General features: G+C 65.9%; 21 protein-coding genes and 2 pseudogenes. 13 read left to right on the forward strand and 10 right to left on the reverse strand.

Features of this window, described 5'->3' with window-relative positions:
* Together A5695_RS06145 and A5695_RS06150 are read right to left on the reverse strand one after the other, a co-directional pair.
* Positions 1–415 (reverse strand): annotated as a pseudogene (locus A5695_RS06145) (alpha/beta hydrolase); the annotation flags it as partial.
* Between the two features lie 67 nt (positions 416–482).
* Entirely contained in the window at positions 483–1244 is a 762-nt protein-coding gene (locus tag A5695_RS06150) for a pyrimidine reductase family protein (RefSeq protein WP_068079246.1), read from the reverse strand.
* Between A5695_RS06150 and zapE the strand changes: the two are divergent.
* A pseudogene (gene zapE, locus A5695_RS06155) lies at positions 1243–2335 on the forward strand (cell division protein ZapE). The gene A5695_RS06150 and the pseudogene zapE sit on opposite strands and share 2 nt — an antisense overlap.
* Here zapE and A5695_RS06160 read toward each other — a convergent pair.
* The 3 genes from A5695_RS06160 to A5695_RS06170 all read right to left on the reverse strand — a co-directional run bounded on the left by A5695_RS06160 (position 2313) and on the right by A5695_RS06170 (position 4168).
* Positions 2313–2822 carry an N-acetyltransferase gene (locus A5695_RS06160; protein WP_068079248.1) on the reverse strand — a complete coding sequence of 170 codons (510 nt, stop codon included), beginning with the start codon at positions 2820–2822 and terminating at the stop codon, positions 2313–2315. The pseudogene zapE and the gene A5695_RS06160 overlap by 23 nt on opposite strands.
* Positions 2810–3343, reverse strand: a complete 534-nt coding sequence (locus A5695_RS06165; RefSeq protein ID WP_068079249.1) for a hypothetical protein — start codon at positions 3341–3343, stop codon at positions 2810–2812. The genes A5695_RS06160 and A5695_RS06165 overlap by 13 nt, the downstream gene beginning before the upstream one ends.
* A gap of 87 nt (positions 3344–3430) precedes the next feature.
* Positions 3431–4168, reverse strand: coding sequence for a Clp protease N-terminal domain-containing protein (locus tag A5695_RS06170; protein WP_068079250.1), 738 nt, complete (start codon positions 4166–4168; stop codon positions 3431–3433).
* 111 nt (positions 4169–4279) lie between these two features.
* Between A5695_RS06170 and A5695_RS06175 the strand changes: the two genes are divergently transcribed.
* From A5695_RS06175 to A5695_RS06190, 4 genes are all read left to right on the forward strand, one after another.
* Positions 4280–4612: a DUF732 domain-containing protein gene (locus tag A5695_RS06175; protein WP_068079251.1), complete on the forward strand. Its 333-nt coding sequence runs from the start codon at positions 4280–4282 to the stop codon at positions 4610–4612.
* Between the two features lie 59 nt (positions 4613–4671).
* Positions 4672–4989, forward strand: a complete 318-nt coding sequence (locus A5695_RS06180; RefSeq protein WP_068079252.1) for a DUF732 domain-containing protein — start codon at positions 4672–4674, stop codon at positions 4987–4989.
* A gap of 139 nt (positions 4990–5128) precedes the next feature.
* Positions 5129–6643, forward strand: coding sequence for a sodium:alanine symporter family protein (locus tag A5695_RS06185; protein ID WP_231974734.1), 1515 nt, complete (start codon positions 5129–5131; stop codon positions 6641–6643).
* Positions 6644–6718: 75 nt separating this feature from the next.
* On the forward strand, positions 6719–7063 hold the full coding sequence (locus A5695_RS06190) for a DUF732 domain-containing protein (protein WP_068079253.1): 345 nt from the start codon (positions 6719–6721) through the stop codon (positions 7061–7063).
* 3 nt (positions 7064–7066) lie between these two features.
* Here the strand turns inward: A5695_RS06190 and A5695_RS06195 are convergent, their stop codons facing one another.
* Entirely contained in the window at positions 7067–7987 is a 921-nt protein-coding gene (locus tag A5695_RS06195) for a cation diffusion facilitator family transporter (RefSeq protein WP_068079254.1), read from the reverse strand.
* Between the two features lie 309 nt (positions 7988–8296).
* Here A5695_RS06195 and A5695_RS06200 point away from each other — a divergent pair, with 309 nt between their 5' ends.
* Positions 8297–8632: a DUF732 domain-containing protein gene (locus A5695_RS06200; protein WP_068079255.1), complete on the forward strand. Its 336-nt coding sequence runs from the start codon at positions 8297–8299 to the stop codon at positions 8630–8632.
* Here the strand turns inward: A5695_RS06200 and A5695_RS06205 are convergent.
* From A5695_RS06205 to A5695_RS06215, 3 genes are all read right to left on the reverse strand, one after another.
* Positions 8629–8859 (reverse strand): hypothetical protein, encoded by a 231-nt coding sequence (locus A5695_RS06205; RefSeq protein WP_068079256.1) that lies wholly within the window; start codon positions 8857–8859, stop codon positions 8629–8631. The genes A5695_RS06200 and A5695_RS06205 overlap by 4 nt on opposite strands.
* Before the next feature lie 62 nt (positions 8860–8921).
* Positions 8922–9503: a hypothetical protein gene (locus tag A5695_RS06210; protein ID WP_068079257.1), complete on the reverse strand. Its 582-nt coding sequence runs from the start codon at positions 9501–9503 to the stop codon at positions 8922–8924.
* The gene (locus A5695_RS06215; RefSeq protein WP_068079258.1) at positions 9484–11430 is read right to left on the reverse strand and encodes an alpha/beta hydrolase; all 1947 of its coding nucleotides are present in this window, start codon (positions 11428–11430) and stop codon (positions 9484–9486) included. The genes A5695_RS06210 and A5695_RS06215 overlap by 20 nt, the downstream gene beginning before the upstream one ends.
* A 504-nt stretch (positions 11431–11934) precedes the next feature.
* Between A5695_RS06215 and A5695_RS06220 the strand changes: the two genes are divergently transcribed.
* The 7 genes from A5695_RS06220 (at position 11935) to A5695_RS06250 (ending at position 15395) form a co-directional block, all read left to right on the forward strand.
* The gene (locus tag A5695_RS06220; protein ID WP_068079279.1) at positions 11935–12282 is read left to right on the forward strand and encodes a DUF732 domain-containing protein; all 348 of its coding nucleotides are present in this window, start codon (positions 11935–11937) and stop codon (positions 12280–12282) included.
* A 273-nt stretch (positions 12283–12555) separates the two neighbouring features.
* Entirely contained in the window at positions 12556–13191 is a 636-nt protein-coding gene (locus tag A5695_RS06225) for a hypothetical protein (protein WP_068079259.1), read from the forward strand.
* 38 nt (positions 13192–13229) lie between these two features.
* Positions 13230–13460 (forward strand): hypothetical protein, encoded by a 231-nt coding sequence (locus tag A5695_RS06230; RefSeq protein ID WP_068079260.1) that lies wholly within the window; start codon positions 13230–13232, stop codon positions 13458–13460.
* 114 nt (positions 13461–13574) lie between these two features.
* Positions 13575–13886: a hypothetical protein gene (locus A5695_RS06235; RefSeq protein WP_068079261.1), complete on the forward strand. Its 312-nt coding sequence runs from the start codon at positions 13575–13577 to the stop codon at positions 13884–13886.
* 70 nt (positions 13887–13956) lie between these two features.
* Complete coding sequence (locus A5695_RS06240) at positions 13957–14457, forward strand: hypothetical protein (RefSeq protein WP_068079262.1); 501 nt, start codon at positions 13957–13959, stop codon at positions 14455–14457.
* Between the two features lie 199 nt (positions 14458–14656).
* Complete coding sequence (locus A5695_RS06245) at positions 14657–15028, forward strand: hypothetical protein (RefSeq protein ID WP_197515374.1); 372 nt, start codon at positions 14657–14659, stop codon at positions 15026–15028.
* Between the two features lie 82 nt (positions 15029–15110).
* Entirely contained in the window at positions 15111–15395 is a 285-nt protein-coding gene (locus A5695_RS06250; protein WP_068079263.1) for a hypothetical protein, read from the forward strand.
* 100 nt (positions 15396–15495) lie between these two features.
* Here the strand turns inward: A5695_RS06250 and A5695_RS06255 are convergent, their stop codons facing one another.
* Positions 15496–15813, reverse strand: coding sequence for a hypothetical protein (locus A5695_RS06255; protein ID WP_068079280.1), 318 nt, complete (start codon positions 15811–15813; stop codon positions 15496–15498).
* Positions 15814–16257 lie beyond the last annotated feature (444 nt).

Below are 16257 nucleotides of genomic sequence, written 5' to 3' on the forward strand. Positions count from 1 at the left end.
CCCCCCACGACGCGGGCCCGCTCGTCTTCACCACCGGCTCGGACCTGCCGTCCTCGGCGCAGCTGCCGGTCTGGCTGGAGCGGGCGCGGACCACGCCGACGCTCATGGTGCCCGTCCCGCCGCCGTTCGGATCCAGGTCCGCGTCGTAGTTCGCGCAATCCAGCTGGACCCCCGCGGGGGGCGGGACCGCGGCGTCGCCGAACACGCGCGACGTGCAGTCATGCCACGGCAGGTCATTCTTGGGTGCGGCGATGGGCGGCGGCCCGCTGGGCGGTGGGTTGGTGGTGGCCGCGCCCTGCGGCCGGGCGCCGGAGTTGGTGGCGAAGCGCGGGTCGGCGGCCAGACCTGGGACGCAGCCGGCGACCACGGTGGTCGCCGCAATCAAGACCGTGGCGAGCGTGATCTGCCGACTCATGTCGACCACAGTAGCTAGCGGCGATCGCAAGCGCGGCGAAGCCGGGCGCTGGGGGTACCCCGCGAAGCTAGGCCTTGACGTAACGGGTGTACAGGTAACCGGCGTCGTCGCTCAGAACGTGGGCGCACCGCATCCGCGTCAGCAGCTGACTGGGTCCCGTCGCGATGCGGCGGGCCAGGCCGCCGACGAGGTAGGGCGCAATGGTCAGGCAGAGCTCGTCGAGCATGTCGCGCCGGATCAACGAATCGAGCAGCATCGGCCCGCCCTCGGTCAGGATGCGGCGCATTCCGCGAGCGGCGAGGACCGCCAGCATGACGGCCTCGTCGACCTGGCCGGGGTCGTCGCCGGAGCAGTCGATCACCTCGCACAGGTCGGTGAGCAGCCGGCGCGTCGGCGCCGTCGCCGCCGCACAGGTGAGGACCAGCGGCGGGACCTCGGTCCGGGTGAACACTCCCATGTCGCGGTCCAGCCGGCCCGACTTGGTGACGATCGCCAGTTGCGGGATCTCGCTCTGCCCCCGGGCCTGCCGCTGCTGGCGCTGGGTGACGCTCAGTTGCGCCCCGGAATAGCCCTCGACCCGCACGGTGCCCGCGCCGACCACGATGACGTCGGCGAGCTCCCGCAGCAGGTTGAACACGAACCGGTCGCCGGGACCACCCATCGTTCCGCTGCTGCCGCCGGAGGTGGCACCGCCGTCCACGCTGGCGATGAAGTTGGCCCGCACCCATGTCCCGTCGCGTTCGGGGTAGCCGTAGAGGCGCGGGAGTTCGGCGTCGCCGAGCTCGCGCACCGATGCGAGCAGCGACAGCGGCGTCTCGGGAAGGCCCATGGGGTTGATTGCAGCACGCCGGTAGGGTTCTGCGGATGCATGGGTCCACTTGCGGGGGAGTGGCGCACCTGGTGGATCGGCATCCGAGCGTGTCGCCGGAGCGGCTGATCGCTCAATTGCGGCCGCCCCCAACGTTCGCCGACGTGAGCTTCGCGACGTATGAGCCCGACCCGGCCGAGCCGACGCAGGCGGCCGCCGTCGTGGCGTGCCAAGAGTTCTGCCGGCAGGCGGTGCAGCGGCGCGCGGGCCGACGAACGTTGTTGGGCCGGCGGGCGGTGCTTCCCGGCGTCGGGCTATATCTGGACGGCGGATTCGGCGTGGGCAAGACGCACCTGCTGGCGTCGGCCTACTACGCGCTGCCCGGTGACGGCCCGGAATCGTCAACTCCCAAGGCGTTCGCGACGTTTGGGGAGCTGACCCAGTTGGCGGGGGTGTTCGGCTTCTCCGAATGCATTGACCTGCTGGCCGATTACACGGTGGTGTGCATCGACGAGTTCGAGCTGGATGACCCGGGAAACACCACGCTGATATCGCGGCTGCTTTCGTCGCTGGTCGAGCGGGGAGTGTCGGTGGCCGCCACCTCCAACACGCTGCCCGAGCAGCTGGGCGAGGGGCGGTTCGCCGCCCAGGATTTTCTGCGCGAGATCAACACGCTGGCAAGTATTTTCACCACCGTGCGGATCGAGGGGCCCGACTATCGGCACCGCGGCCTGCCGCCTGCGCCGCAGCCGCTCTCGGACGAAGAGGTGGTCGCGCGCGCCGCGCGGATCGACGGGGCGACGCTCGACGATTTCGACGCGCTGTGCGCGCACCTGGCCACCATGCACCCGTCGCGGTATCTGACCCTCATCGAGGGGGTGACCGCCGTGTTCCTGACCGGGGTGCACGGCATCGACGACCAGAACGTCGCGCTGCGGCTGGTGGCGCTGACCGACCGGTTGTATGACGCCGGCATTGCGGTGGTCGCCTCGGGTGACAAGCTGGACACCATCTTCAGCGACGAGATGCTGGCGGGCGGCTACCGAAAGAAGTACCTGCGGGCCATGTCTCGGCTCCTGGCGCTGACGGTCAACGAAGCGGGCGGGTCATGACGAAGTCGTTCTCGCGCCCGGCGCCGACCTGAAAGGTCCGGGTGCCGCTGACCTCGAACCCACTCTTGGCATAGAAGCGTTGCGCGCGTTCGTTCGCCTGGTTGACGCCCAGCCACACGCGGCCCACTCCCCATTCGCCGGCCGTGGTCAGCGCGAGGTCCATCAGCGCGGTCGCGACGCCGGTGCCGTGGTGTTCCGGCGCGACGTACATCTTGGACAGCTCGGCGGCGTCATCGTCACGGACGAGCATGGCGTAACCGATGATTCGGTCGCCCCCAGTGGCCGTCATGATCGCACGCTGCGGATCGGCCAGGTATTCGGCGAAGCGTGCGGCCGTCAGGTTGGCCTTGACGAACGCGGCGATGTTCACGGGTGCCATCGTGGCCGGACACGCCAGCGGGAAGGTGCGCGCGGCGACGTCGGCAAGCTGTTGAACATCAACGGAATCCGTCGTGGCAACGCTTACGGTGTGTGTCAGAGGTTCCACTGCGCGAGGTGGTAGCCCGTCTTCTTGTCCAACAGGACCACGGTGGAGACGGGATCACGGTAGGCGTCCCAATACACTTCGCCGCGCACGATCGCCCCGTTCGGCGCGTTGGTGAGCACGTTGTCCAGCGCGTCGGGGGCGTCGGAGGCTCGCGGCTTGTAGGCGTCGGCGAACTGGGTCACGCCGTCGAAGCTGAAGGTGGTCGCCATGACGAACGGGTTGGGCACCCGGACCGCGCGAACGACGACGTCGGCCCGCTCTACCGAGCTGCCCGGGAAACCCCGGAAGGTTCCCTCACGCGTGTAGCCGAAGCCGGGAGGCGGGTCGCAGGGCGCCACGCCGGTGACGGTCACGTCCGCGACGTAAGTGCCGGTGTCCACCCGCAGCGTGTCGCCGATGTGACCGATCGGGGCGTCACCGGCCCACGCGCGGGGGGCGGGAAGCACGGCGGCCGCGGTGACGCTTCCCGCGGCGACGACCAACGCGGACAGGGCGACCAGCCAGCGCTGCGTCTTCGCCATGTCTTCGCCTCCTAGGGGACCCGGGAAGGGAACCTTCGAATGATCGCACACGCGGTCATGCGTACGGGAGGGGTCGACCACCACCGGTCACCGAACGCCGGTGCCGCCGCCAAGCGATTCCAGCGCCTTGATCAGATCGGCCTCGACACGGCCCTTGTCCACGCCGCACCGGCGCAGCGGTCCTTCGTCGGACGAGGCGTCCTCCAGCTCGAGCAGCGCCAACAGCAGGTGCTCGGTGCCAATGTAGTTGTGCCCCAGCCGAAGTGCTTCACGGAAGGTCAGCTCGAGGGCCTTGCGCGCGGGTCCGCTGAACGGGATGAGGTCGGGGGTTTCGCTGCCGGCCGGAGGCAGCTCCACGGTCGCGCGCAACGACTCGGTGTCGACCTGCTGCAGGCGTAGCAACACAGTGGCCAGCGCGGCCGGATCGCTGAGCGCACCGAGCAGCAGGTGGGCGGGCGTGATCTCGTCGTTGGCCGCCTCGTGGGCGGCGTTCTGGGCCGCCAGCACAGCGCTGCGCGCCCGCGGGGTGAAGCGGCCGAAGCCCTGTTCGGGGTCCAGGGCGGGCGCCTCGGCGCGCGGCACGAATCGCTTCTGGGCCGCTTGTTTGGTGACGCCCATGCTTTTGCCGATGTCGGTCCACGACGCCCCGGACCGTCGGGCCTGGTCCACGAAGTGCCCGATCAGGTGGTCGGCGACCTCGCCCAGATGCTCGGCCGCCAGCACCGCGTCGGCCAGCTGATCGAGCGCGTCGGCGTGCACCGATTTGATGGCGTTGATCAGCTCGTCGAGGCGAATCGGGTAGGCGATGCGGGTCGGATCGGCCATGCCGTCAACAATAGGTTGACGCGCCTAATGGTGTCAACCCGGGGTTGACGATTGTTAAAAATTGTTTCGTCATCCGCGGAGCCCGCGCACGTCTGGAACGATTTCGAATTTATGAAGCTTGTTCTGACGATTTCCAGCGTTGCTGTCATGATCGGCCTGGCCGCGCCGGCATACGCCGATGACACCGACGGAGCGTTTCTCGCCTCCCTGGATGCGGCGGGTTTCACCTACACGGACCCGGGGCAGGCCATTCAGGCGGCCCATTACGTGTGCTCGGCCGCCGGTAGCGGCACCGCCATCGCGGACATCGCGACGGCGGTGCAAAAGGGCGACAGCGCGTTGAGCGCCGACAAGGCCACCAAGTTCACCGCGATCGCGGCGAACGCCTACTGCCCGGACGCGCTCTCGTCATCCACGCCGACGACCACGACCGCCAGCTCCTAACCAGCTGATTCGCTGCACGAGATGCGCGGCGGTGGCACCTCTGGAACGATCAGTGAGCCGTGAGGCTATTTCTCATTTCGCTCGGCCTTGCGGTTGCGATCGGCCTGGCCGGTCTCGCGCGCGCCGATGGCAGCGACGACGCGTTCCTCGCCACGGTCCACGCCGCCGGCCTGACCTATTCCGATCCAGACCAGGCGATCACCTCGGGCAAGTCGGTGTGCAAGTTGGTCAGCGAGGGCTCGAACCTCACGGATGTTGTCCGGATGCTGCAGATGCTCAATCGTGGACTGCAGGGGGACGACGCCACCCGATTCGCGGCGATCGCCGCCAATTCGTATTGCCCCCAAGCGCTCTCGAAGCCGGACGCCGCCTCGTAACCGGTAGGGCGGTGAGCGCGCCGTGAAATGTGACGTGCTGTTTACATAACCGACCATTGACGGCGGGTTAACGAAACCTGTAATCAACAATTCGTCCATACCATTTCGGCGACGGACAGCGGTCTAGCCGAAAGGAAGCGTGGGCTTGGACTTCCTTCAGCAGCAGTTGGTCGAGCCCGTTAGCAACATCCTCAATACGCACATCCTCATTTATTTGCTGATCGGCGGCGGCATCTATTTCACCGTGCGCACCCGATTCATCCAGATCCGCTACTTCGGGCGCATGGTTCGCCAGCTTCGACGGGCTCATCGCCAGGACGGTGGGATCTCGTCCTTCCAGGCGTTCTGCGTGGGCCTTGCGTCTCGTGTGGGTACCGGGAACATCGCCGGCGTCGCAATCGCCCTGACGGTCGGGGGGCCCGGCGCCGTCTTCTGGATGTGGGTGGTGGCCGCCGTGGGCATGGCCACCGCGGTGATCGAGGCCACCCTGGCCCAAATCTTCAAAGTCCACTCGGACGACGGCGCCTTCCGCGGCGGTCCCGCGTTCTACATTCAGCGGGGACTGCGGTCGCGCGCGGGCGGCGTCATCTTCGCCATGCTGCTGGTGGTCACGTTCTCCACCGCGTTCAACATGGTGGAGACAAACGCGATCAGTGGGGTCTTGCAGTCGTCGCACGGCATCGGGGTCGGTTGGACCACAGTCGTTTTGGCGGTGCTGGCGGCGCCGGTGCTCTTTGGTGGCGTGCGGCGCGTCGCCCAATTCGCCGGATCGGTCCTTCCGGTGGTCGCGCTGGCGTACACGTTGCTCGCGCTGGGGATCGTGGCCGTCAACATCACCGAGCTGCCGACGGTGATCAGGGAGATCATCGGCGGTGCGTTCGGAATGCGGCAAATGGCGGGCGGTTTCGCGGGCGGGGCGCTCGCGGCGATGTTCACCGGCGTCAAGCGAGGCCTGTTCGCCTGTGAAGCCGGGATGGGCAGTTCGCCCAACATCGCGGGCGCGGCAACCGTGGCACATCCGGTGGAGCAGGGCCTGATTCAGTCGCTCGCGGTGTTCGTCGACACGATGGTGATATGCACGGCGACGGCATTCATCGTGTTGTTGTCCGGCCCGGAAACTTACAACCCGTCTCGAGTGGGGTCACTCGCTGGGGCGAGCCTCACGGAGTCCGCGATCGCCGCGGATCTCGGGTCGTGGACCACGGTGTTGATGACCTCGGTGGTGTTCGTCTTCGCGTTCGCATCGGTGCTGAGCAACTACGTGGTCGCCGAGGCCAATCTGTTCTACCTGGGCGGCCGGCGTTTGGCGGCCAACGTGCTGAAGGTGGTCACGTTGCTGTCTATCATCTTCGGGGCCCTGGCCAAGCTGACCCTGGTGTGGGCGCTTGCCGATCTGACGATGGCGGTGATGGCCATCGCCAACCTGATCACCATCTGTCTGCTGGGCAAGTGGGCGTTCGCGGCCCTCACGGATTACCACCGCCAATTCGTGCAGGGCGTGGCACCGGTTTTCATTGCCAGCGAGGCCGGCCTGCCCGGCGTCCTGGACGGCGACATCTGGGAGCCCGCGGAGCGCCGGCAGGTCGGCGCGCTGCCCGAGTCGTTGAGGCTGCGCCGCCCGGTGCTGCGACCCTCCCGCGCGCCGGCGGCCTAACCGGGCGCGAGGGTTCACCCGCCGTTTTCCCGGCGAGGTGCCATTCCCCAGCAGGTCTGCGACAATCGCTGCGTTATGCGATTCCTACTCGTTCTGGCCGGCGTGGCCGCCGCGATCGGCCTGGCCGCGCCCGCATCCGCAGATGTGAACAACGACCAAGACTTTCTGACCGACCTGCGCGACGCCGGCATCACCTACCAGGACGGCGGCAATGCCATCACCATCGGCAAGTCGGTGTGCGACCTGCTCGACGACGGCCAGTCCACCGCGGAGATCGTGACCCAACTCCGCAACCAGAACCCGGCATTCCAGGGCGCCAGCGCGGCCAAGTTCACGTATCTTTCGGCGGCCCACTACTGCCCGAAGTACGTCACCGGCGAGGACCGCGGCCCGAAGCCCGAAGGTACTCCCGGCAACTGACCGCTAGGCGGCGCGTGCCGTCCACGTGAAGTTGTGCATTTCGGGTATCCGCGGGACCAGCGCGGCGGCGACGAGGCGACCGATTCTGTCGGCCGCGGCCAATGGGGTGTCGGGGTCGAGAAAGCCTTCCACTTCCACCCGCAATGTCCGCCCGGTCCATCGGGCCCGGGCGTGCGCGTGGGTGACGCCCGGCACCGTGGCGGCGACGGCCTCGGCGGTCGTGATGATTTCGGGGTCGACGCCGTCCAGCAGGCGGTGAGCGATGTCCGAGGTCACCTCCCAGCCGACGTGGCAGATGAACCCCGTCACCACGATCCCGGCCACCGCGTCGGCCCAGCCCCAGCCGAGCGCCACACCGATCAGCCCCAGCATCGCCCCCGCGGACGACAACGCGTCCAGCCACGAATGCTTGGCGTCGGCCACCATGGTCGCCGAGCGAATCCGCTTGCCCACCAGCAACTTATAGCGCGCCACCAGCTGGTTGCCCGCGATTCCCACCAGCGCGGCCGCGATACCCCAACCCACATATCCGGTGCCGCCGTGCCCGAGCAGTTTGTGGACGCTTTCGAAGGCGGCCACGGCCGCGCTGCCCCAAATCACCAGCGCGACACCGATTCCGGCGAGGTCTTCGGCGCGTTCGTAACCGTAGGGGTAGCGCTCGGTGGGAATTTTGCGCGACGCTCGAAACCCGACGAACACCAGCACGCTGGTCGAGACGTCCGACAGGTTGTGCAACGCGTCGCCGAGCAGGGCCACCGAGCCGGACAGTAGCGCGATCGCCAGTTCGACGAGCCCGGTCAGCGCCAGTCCGATCGCGCTGAGGGCGACGGCCCGGTTGGCCTGCCGACGCTCGGCCGCATCGTCGGTGACGGTGTCGAGGGGAAAACTTGTCGCGGGGTCGCGGACGCCGTTCACGAGGTGCATAGGCCAAGCATGCCGGAACTCCCGCCGGCGCCCAACCCCGGTCAGGGGCGCATGGGCCGTCGAGCGGGCGCGGCTGTGCCGGAATGGATATCCGCCCGGGCCGGTACCATCGCGTCGTTTTGCGGCCATTGCTGCCGGGCTGCCAATAACCGGCCGTGGATGCCGCTTTCGTCAATTAATGCGGAGTTTGCCAATTGCCGCGCGCGGAAGCGGCGGGTGTGCGAAAGTATCGAGTGGCAGAACCATTAACCGATCGCCGCGTACACAGATACTGACGGCTAGAAGTTGATCCCACCCCGAGGAGCCACCATGACGAACTTCGCACGTTTGACCAGCCTCGTTGTCGCCGGTTTGGCGAGCCTGGCTGTTATCGCCGCACCCATGGCGAATGCGGACGCGACGGACGACATTTTCCTGCAGGCGCTCGGACAGCAGGGCATCACGTTCTCCAGCCTGTCGAACCAAACCATCGTGAACGCCGGACACGGAGTTTGCCAGGACTGGACGAATGGCGCGACTCTGGCGCAGACATTGTCCGACGTAAAAGGCGCGCTCGCATTAACCGACACTAATTCGGGTTACTTCATCGGCGCGGCGACGCAGTCGTACTGCCCGCAGTACGTCAGCAACGCCACGCAGAGCTAATCAGCGCTCCGCGGTAACTTCTTCTGGTCGGGCCGCGGGGTGCGCTGGGGCGACGAGCCGAAACGCCTCGGCAGCAGCATGAACATCACCGGGAACCGCAGTCGCGCGTCGTGGTGAGAGAGTTCGAGGAACACGGTCTCAATCTCGATGTTCCGGATCGGTTGTCGCTCCATCATCAAACGCGTGCGCAGGTGATGCGGGCTTTTCAGCCACTCGACCAAATTCATGCCCGCGACTCTACCCTTCTGACGAAAGTCATTGCGGGGCCCAATGTTTTCCGTAGTCCACGTCAGCGGGCGTTCAGCTCGCTGGTGATGTTCGTGGTGTTCGTCTTGCCGTCGTGGTGGTGATCGGTGGTGTTGCGGCATTCCCCGTAGAGCATGATCTGGCCGTAACTGTGATCGGAGGGCAAGTAGCTCATATTCGCGGTCACCCCATCCTTGTTCAGCGTGGTGCCGAAGTAATGCTGTCCCGGCGGAGCGCCGTCGTTCCATCCATGAGCCACCATCGCGGTCCGCACTTGCTCGAAGTACGCCTCGTGGTCGCCCTGCAACAGGAAACTCATGGTGACGGTGCCCATGTAGGGCGGATCACCTTGGTCGTTGCAGGAGGCGAACGAGAAACCCCCGCTAACCCCTTGCAGATTCGCCACGGCCGCAATCTGTTTGGCCGGATCGACCACCTGAGCCATGGCCTGGTCGTCGGTCAGAGGGTGCGCGGAATCATCCACCGGATGAGACGAACCGGGGGAGTGTTGGTTGGGCGACACGGAACCGCATCCTCCTATCAACAGCGTGAGGACGGCCGCCAGCGCGGCTAGCGCTGCTTGCCGCGACCGTCGGCGCCGATGCTCAATGATGGTGCTGGCCATCGAAGAAGTGATTGTCTGTGACAGATCCCGGCGGGCGGTTCCACTCCGGGTCGACGACCGCCGGGGTGTGTGGGCCCACCGTGACCGGCGGCAGCCCCGGAATCCTGATTTGGATGCCGCCTATCTGGTAGCGATGTCCGGCAGTCAGGCCGTCGGCTTCCAACGCGTCGCCGTGGCCCGAAACGATGTCGGCCATGCTGTGCAACGCCTCGCTTCCGGGATAGTAGTAGTGCGAATGGTCTTGGGGATTAATGCCGTTCGCGCCGGGCACCTCGGCACGGAACCGCGTCGATCCGAAGCCGTCGGCGGCGGGGTCGGCGCCCAGGCCGGGGTCGCTACCCATCACCTGCCCGACGATGTCGTCGCCGAAGAAGTGCTTACTCAAGCCGTTTAGCTGGCCGAGCATCCCCACCGGATCGGTCGAGGCGTCCCCGACGAACACGTGGCCGCCGTCCAGGTGGAAATCGGCAGCGCTCTTGGCCACGTCGGTGCCCGGACAGCCAAGCAGCACAGCGTCATTGGCGTGCATGCCGTGCATCGCGAAGGCGTCGGCCACCGTCGTCGAACCGTAGGAGTGACCCAGCACCGTGACGTGCTGCCCACCCCCGAGATGCGTCACCCACAATCCGTTGACATCTTGCGCCAGCGCCGCACTACCGGTCCGTGCGAGTTCGGGTGTGGAGATGCGCTGGACGTCGGAGAAGTTGTTGGGGGCGTCGTACCCCATCCACGCGATCACGGCGGTCGGGTTGTTGGGGTCGGCGGCGTTGGCCTGAGCGAACAGGTTGATGGCGTCGTTGTGACCGTCGTGCAGCCAGCCGCCCTTCACACTGCTGCTGGTCCCCGGCACGATCACCGCGGTGTTCTTCGCGGTGTCCGGGTTACCGATGGCGATCGCCGCGCGGCCCTTGCCCCCGAACGCCAACGGGTCGTAGGCGAACAGGTAGGTCGGATTGGGGTGCAGCGGGTCGTTGCCCGCGTCGTGGTCAAGGCCCTGCTTGGTCTCGTTGGCGTTCTGGTAGCGGGTGACGTCGGTGGCCGACAGGCCGTATTTCGCCGGGTCGCGCAGCACGTCGTCGACGGATACGCCGCTGCGGGAGGCGATGTCGCGCACCCGGTTGAGGTCGCGTGTCATCACGGCGATGTTGGCCTCGCTGCGGCCAAGAATCGGGACGCCGTTCAGATTGCCGATCTGGTCCGGGTTTTCGGCGATGAAGCGCTGCCGCTGCTCGGGTGTCAGTGACGTCCACCAGCGATGTACGTCCTCGGCACTGGTGTCCGGCGTCGGGATTTGCGTGTCGGCGTCGACCTGGCGCAGCGACTCCGGGTCGTACCCGTCGGCGCGCAGACTGCCCAGCGACTTGTGCAACGTGGCCGAGTAGCCGTTGCGCAGCGCCTGCAGCTGCGCCAGCGCGGCCTTGGTGTCGCTGATGGCGTCGTCTTCGCAGGCGTGGATGAGGGCGTCGAGCGCCTGCCTGTCGGCCGCGCTGAGCTGGGTGTCCCTCTCCATCTCGACCGCCTGACCGATCAGGTTGTCGAGCTTCTGCAGCTGGCCTACCAGCGTGGCGATCTCGCTAGCCGCGGCCTTTTGCGCTTCGGCCAGGGCGGCGGCGATGTTTTCCAGGTCGGCGCCGATCTTGGGCAGCTGAAGGGATTGGGCGCCCAGCGCTTTGGTGACGCGCTGCACTTCGGCGGAGCCGTTGATCGGATGATCGCCGTTCTGATGATTCCAGGCCGCGTCGAAGCGCTTGCGGGCTTGTTCGAAACTCTCGTTCGCTTCCTGGGTGCAGCGGCCCGCCTGGTGAAAAGCCTCGGCGAGATTCGAAATCTGAAAGGGGCTACCGGCCTGCAGGCTCTGGTTGATCGCCCACGGATCGCCGCCTGCCTCGGCGATCAGCGCCGGGACGCTTATGTACCGGAGCTGCATCGCACCGCCCGCTGTTCTGCGGCGTCGCCGCCTCGCATGTCGGTGAACTTTACTATCGAACGCTCTCCTGCACGCTTCACCCCGAGCGCTGTCTGGGGGCGGCCGCACGGTGTGCACAGCGCACCGCCGCACGGCCGATTGTCAGGAATCCTCCAGGTCATCAGCAGTTCGGGCAACTAGCATTCGAGGCGTGAACACGCGGGCCGAAAGCTAGCGACTCGCTCTGGTGGTTCCCCTTTCACCGGAATCGCGATGAGGAAGTCGGCAGCGATACTTGTGGCCGTTGGGGCTTTGATGCTCAGCGGAGCTGCCGCTCAAGCCGGCTCGCCGCCGCCGAGCCCCACGCCGCCGCCGGGCGGTGGGCCTTGAGTTTCGCGCGATGCCGAATATTCAGCTTGTCATAAGCTGCCTTTTCCCTGCCTTTCCTATTCTTCCTTTTCTCGCCGTGTTGGCAGCCGTCGACTGACGGCTGCGCCGCCGGCACCAGAAAAGGAAGTGCATCGAATGCCCTCACGTCGCCGGCTCACCCGACTGGCCGTTTTCGTCACGGCTGGCGCCGCCCTACTCGCCAGCGCCGGCACCGCGGCCGCCGATCCCCTGGACGACGCCTACCTGGCCCAGCTGCGCGCCCAGGGCTTCAATTGGCCGCCGGAACACGACGCCGCCCTCACGGGGATGGGGCGCCTCATCTGCGATGACCTCGGGTGGGGTTGGACATACGACCAGATCGCTCAGAGCGTCCACGCCAACCTGGATCCGCGGAACGTGACGTTCGGGGACGTGCATTCCATGGTGAGCCTCGCGCATTCCACGTACTGCCCCCTGCAGCGGTGTTGGACCGACCACTGCTGAGATCGGCGGGCGCCGGTTTTTTCGTTGACTAACTAATGGGTCGATAAGACCTTTTACGAATCACTCATCGAGTTCTTGCCACCATTTCAATCACCCGGGCTTCTGTGGCGGTGTAGCGTCCCGATCAATTTCATATGGGCGTGGCAGAAAGACCAAGCGATGAGATCAGCAATCGCGGCCGCAACGGCAGCCGTATTTGCCCTCGGTCTGAGTAGTGCCGCGCCCGCTCACGCTGAAACGACTGCGACCGTCAAAGCGCCGACCACCAATCGCATGACGGGCCCCAACTTGAAGTCGGGTCAGGAGGGCGTGTACAGCGCCGGCCAGGTACTGACTCTGGTTTGCCATATCGCGGGCGAGCCCGTGACGGGCTTCTTCAGCTACCAGATCTCCAATGGAGGTTGGGACAGCCTCTGGTACAAGACAACTGACGGTCACTACGTCGCCGATGTCGACATTGATACGCGCACCCTCGACGCACTTGGGCCCGACTGCGCGGGCGGGGGTGGCGCGGCGGCGGCCGCGTCGAACGCCGGCGAGGACAACGCGGCACACGCCCTGGCGTGGGCGCGCGACCAGATGGCCAGCGACCCGAACAACACCGTGCAATGCGAGGCCTTCGTCGAGCAGGCCTACAACCACGCGTTCCGGTACCCCTCGGCGATGGATGCGTTCAACGACTTCAACCGCAAAGGCCAGGTCCACACCAGCCCCGACAACATCCCGGAAGGGGCGCTCGTTTTTACGAGCAACCCCGGGTTCGACCACGGCACCGGGCACGTGATGCTCAGCGAGGGCGACGGGCAATACCTGACCGCCAATTACGTCACCCCGCCGCACATCCGGGAAATACGGCCGAGCCCCTACGACACGCAGAACATCTTCCTCGGTTGGGCGTACGCGCCGTAGCTGCTGAGGCCGGCACCGCCTGTGGTACTCACGACCACATGGACAATCCTTCACCGGGCCCCGGATGGTGGCTGGCCTCAGACGGCAAGTGGTATCCGCAGCAGTGGGAATACACGTGGGATTACCGCGAGGGCGACACTGCGATGGACGAGATGAAGTTAAGGGCGGACGAGCTCGGACGCCTCGGCTGGGAGATGGTCGGCCTCGACGCTGACCACCGCGGGTCGTTTTCCGTCGCATGCTTCTTCAAGCGGCCGATCGCGCCGTAAGCCGCGCGCACGGCCCTTCGGTGAGGCGGCACCGGCACAAGTGGGTAAACAACGCGGTAACGCGCCAGCCGCGTCGGTTGTGCAATCAGCTCACTAGTTGAAAGGCGGCATCAGATGACTCGCGACGAGGGAGGCCGGTGGGACGTCGGGATCAAGGACGACGCGGTTTTTGTTCAACGCGTCTCGGATGCCGACGAGCAGCTGTTCATCGATTCGTTGGATTCGGATGAGGCCCGCAAACTGGCCGACCTCCTGACGAAATTCGCGGACAAGCTGGACAACTCCGACAGAGCGACGGACTCGGAGAAGTCCAAGAAGTCCAAGAAGTCCGCTAAGGACAAGGACAAGCACGACGAGGACGAGGACGACGAGGACGAGGACGATTCCGACGAGCACGACGAGGATTCCGACGAGTCGTCTGACTGAATCCAGAGCCTTGTCCGCGGCGAATCGGCGGATGACTATTGAAAGGGGTACGGCCGCAGAGGAGAAAACCATGGCATCGGACCTTTGGAAATTCTTCGTCGGTGTATGCGCCGCGTCGCTGCCGATCGCCCTGTCACTGTCTCCGAATGCCTTGGCCGACAACCCGTCGTGGAATGGCCGGTACGCCATTACGTTCATGGTCGGCCCGAAGGCGGGGACGAGCATGGCGGTCGGCAATCCCGAGGTCCAGCACACCGAGACCTACGGTATCCGCTCGAGCTGCACCAGCGGAAAGTGCGTCGCCACGATCGTCAGCGGTCCTCCGCCGACCAACCCGACGGTGCCACAGCCCATCCAGTTCACGTGGGACGGAAAGTCTTGGTCGCAAACCAACGATTTCCAGTGGGACTGTATGATGCCCGACACGTCGATCCAATGGAATCCGGCGCGAGCCACGGTGACCTACACGCCCCAACCCGACGGATCGCTCGACGGCCTGATGCACACCGACATCTTGAGCGGCGCCTGTCAAGGAACCATCGACATGGACATGAAGGCTGAGCGGGTCTGATTTCGCCCTGACGCCGCCACCGCTCAAATTCCTCAAACGCCAGACACTTTCTGGCCGCCCGAATAGCGTCCGCCCAAAATCCGCACTCCGAATCGGGGATCTGCAACCAAACCGCCGTCCCGCGCGGCGCCCCGGCACCGCCGAGGAGATCGCCACCCAGCGGCGCGCCGAGGCCATCCGAGAGCTCTACGACTTCCGCATGCGGCTGGGCCTCGACGATGGGGTGGCCGAGCTGATGGTCTACGCCGCACCCCCGGTGCGCGAGGCGGTGAGTCTCCTGCTTGACGAATGGGACCGTCAGTTCCGCGAGCACGGCTACTCGCTGACCCAATTGGATTCGTGCAAGCGGCAATTGGCGCAAACCACCTCGTGCGCTGCCCCGCAGGAAGATGTGACGGTGTACTACGAGGGCGAACTCAAGTGGTCCGAGCTGAGGAGGGTGGAGATGGGCTGGCTGGACCGGTTGGGCCGGGAATCGGATCTCGACCTTGAGGCGCTCGTGGAGCTGTGCGACCGCACGCTGGAGGCCGCGCACAAGGACTTGCGCGGCGGCTACGGGTTCGACTTCTGATTGCTGACATCGCCGGGATCAACCCACCACTCCGCCGGCATTTGCCGATTATTTGCCGTTTTGGCTGGGTATCCTTAGAACCGTGCGGTTCATTCCCGTTGCTGCCGCGGTCGGCGTAGCCGTCGCGATGCTGGCGCCCCCGCTTGCCCGTGCCGACTCGGCCGGTTACGGAAATTGCGTGGGGAGCATTACGGAAATCCCGCTGTGGGAACACGACTACCAGAACCAGCAGCTCATCGGGGGCATTGAGCAGGATCTCAATTCCGGTGTTTCTCCGGCCGCTGAAGCGCAGAAGGTATCGCACATGGGATTCGACCCGCGCTTGGCCAATCGGATTGTGGAGTGCGTGATTCAGGAGCATCCGTAATGGCCGCACGGTCGCGTGCTTCTCTCAGGGTGTGGCTAGCCACCAAGACGTGGGCCGCCACCGCATTGTCACGGTGACGGCTTCAGTCTGGTTGCGGGGCTTACATCTTGCGGGTCAGCACCGGCAGGTGATTGGGCGGTGAGGCCGGCGGACGGGGGTGCGTGCGCGCCGGCGCGTCGGTGACGACCGTCTTGCCGTTGGTGCACGTGACGAGCTTGCCGGCGACGATCACGCCCTGGCCTTCGTCGATCGGGATGTCATAGCCGTCCGGGTCGGTGTAGTGGCATCCGCCACCGCCGCCGGTGGGCCCGTTGGGCTCGGCGTAAGCGGTGGCAGGCGCCAACGCGACGATGGCCAGCGCGCCGAACAGCGTGGCGCCGTAGCGGAAACGACTCGATTTGCCGGTGGTGTTCTTCATGATGCTCTCCTGTAGGTCGTCGCGGCCCGTCGTTCGGGCTGCGTTCATCGACTTGGAGCAACCGGCAACACCGATAGGGACACTTTCCTTTGGGGAGGGGGACGGAGCGTCAGATCCGCTAGGGGCGATGAGATTCGCAACGTCGGACGAGACGAGCGCTGTGATTGCGAGGGGCAGCTGGGATTCGGGATCGGCCGTGCGTAAGACCTAGGTTCTCACTCTCGGAGGCGCGTCGCGGCCCGCGAAGAATCACCAGCTGGGGCACGCCGGATGATAAAGCGGCTCATGGCCGTACTCAACGTCGTTGATGCTTTCACCGTTCGACAGAAACCTTGACGGCGCAACTTAAGCACAATGTCCTCCGCGGAATGCCGCTTACGGCCAGCCAGGCGTTTCATCGTCACTTCCGGCCCCACCTCGGGCTATACGGACTCCAAACCTCCT

Origin of the sequence: Mycobacterium sp. E1747 (assembly GCF_001667775.1) — a bacterium.
Taxonomy (GTDB): Bacteria; Actinomycetota; Actinomycetes; order Mycobacteriales; family Mycobacteriaceae; genus Mycobacterium.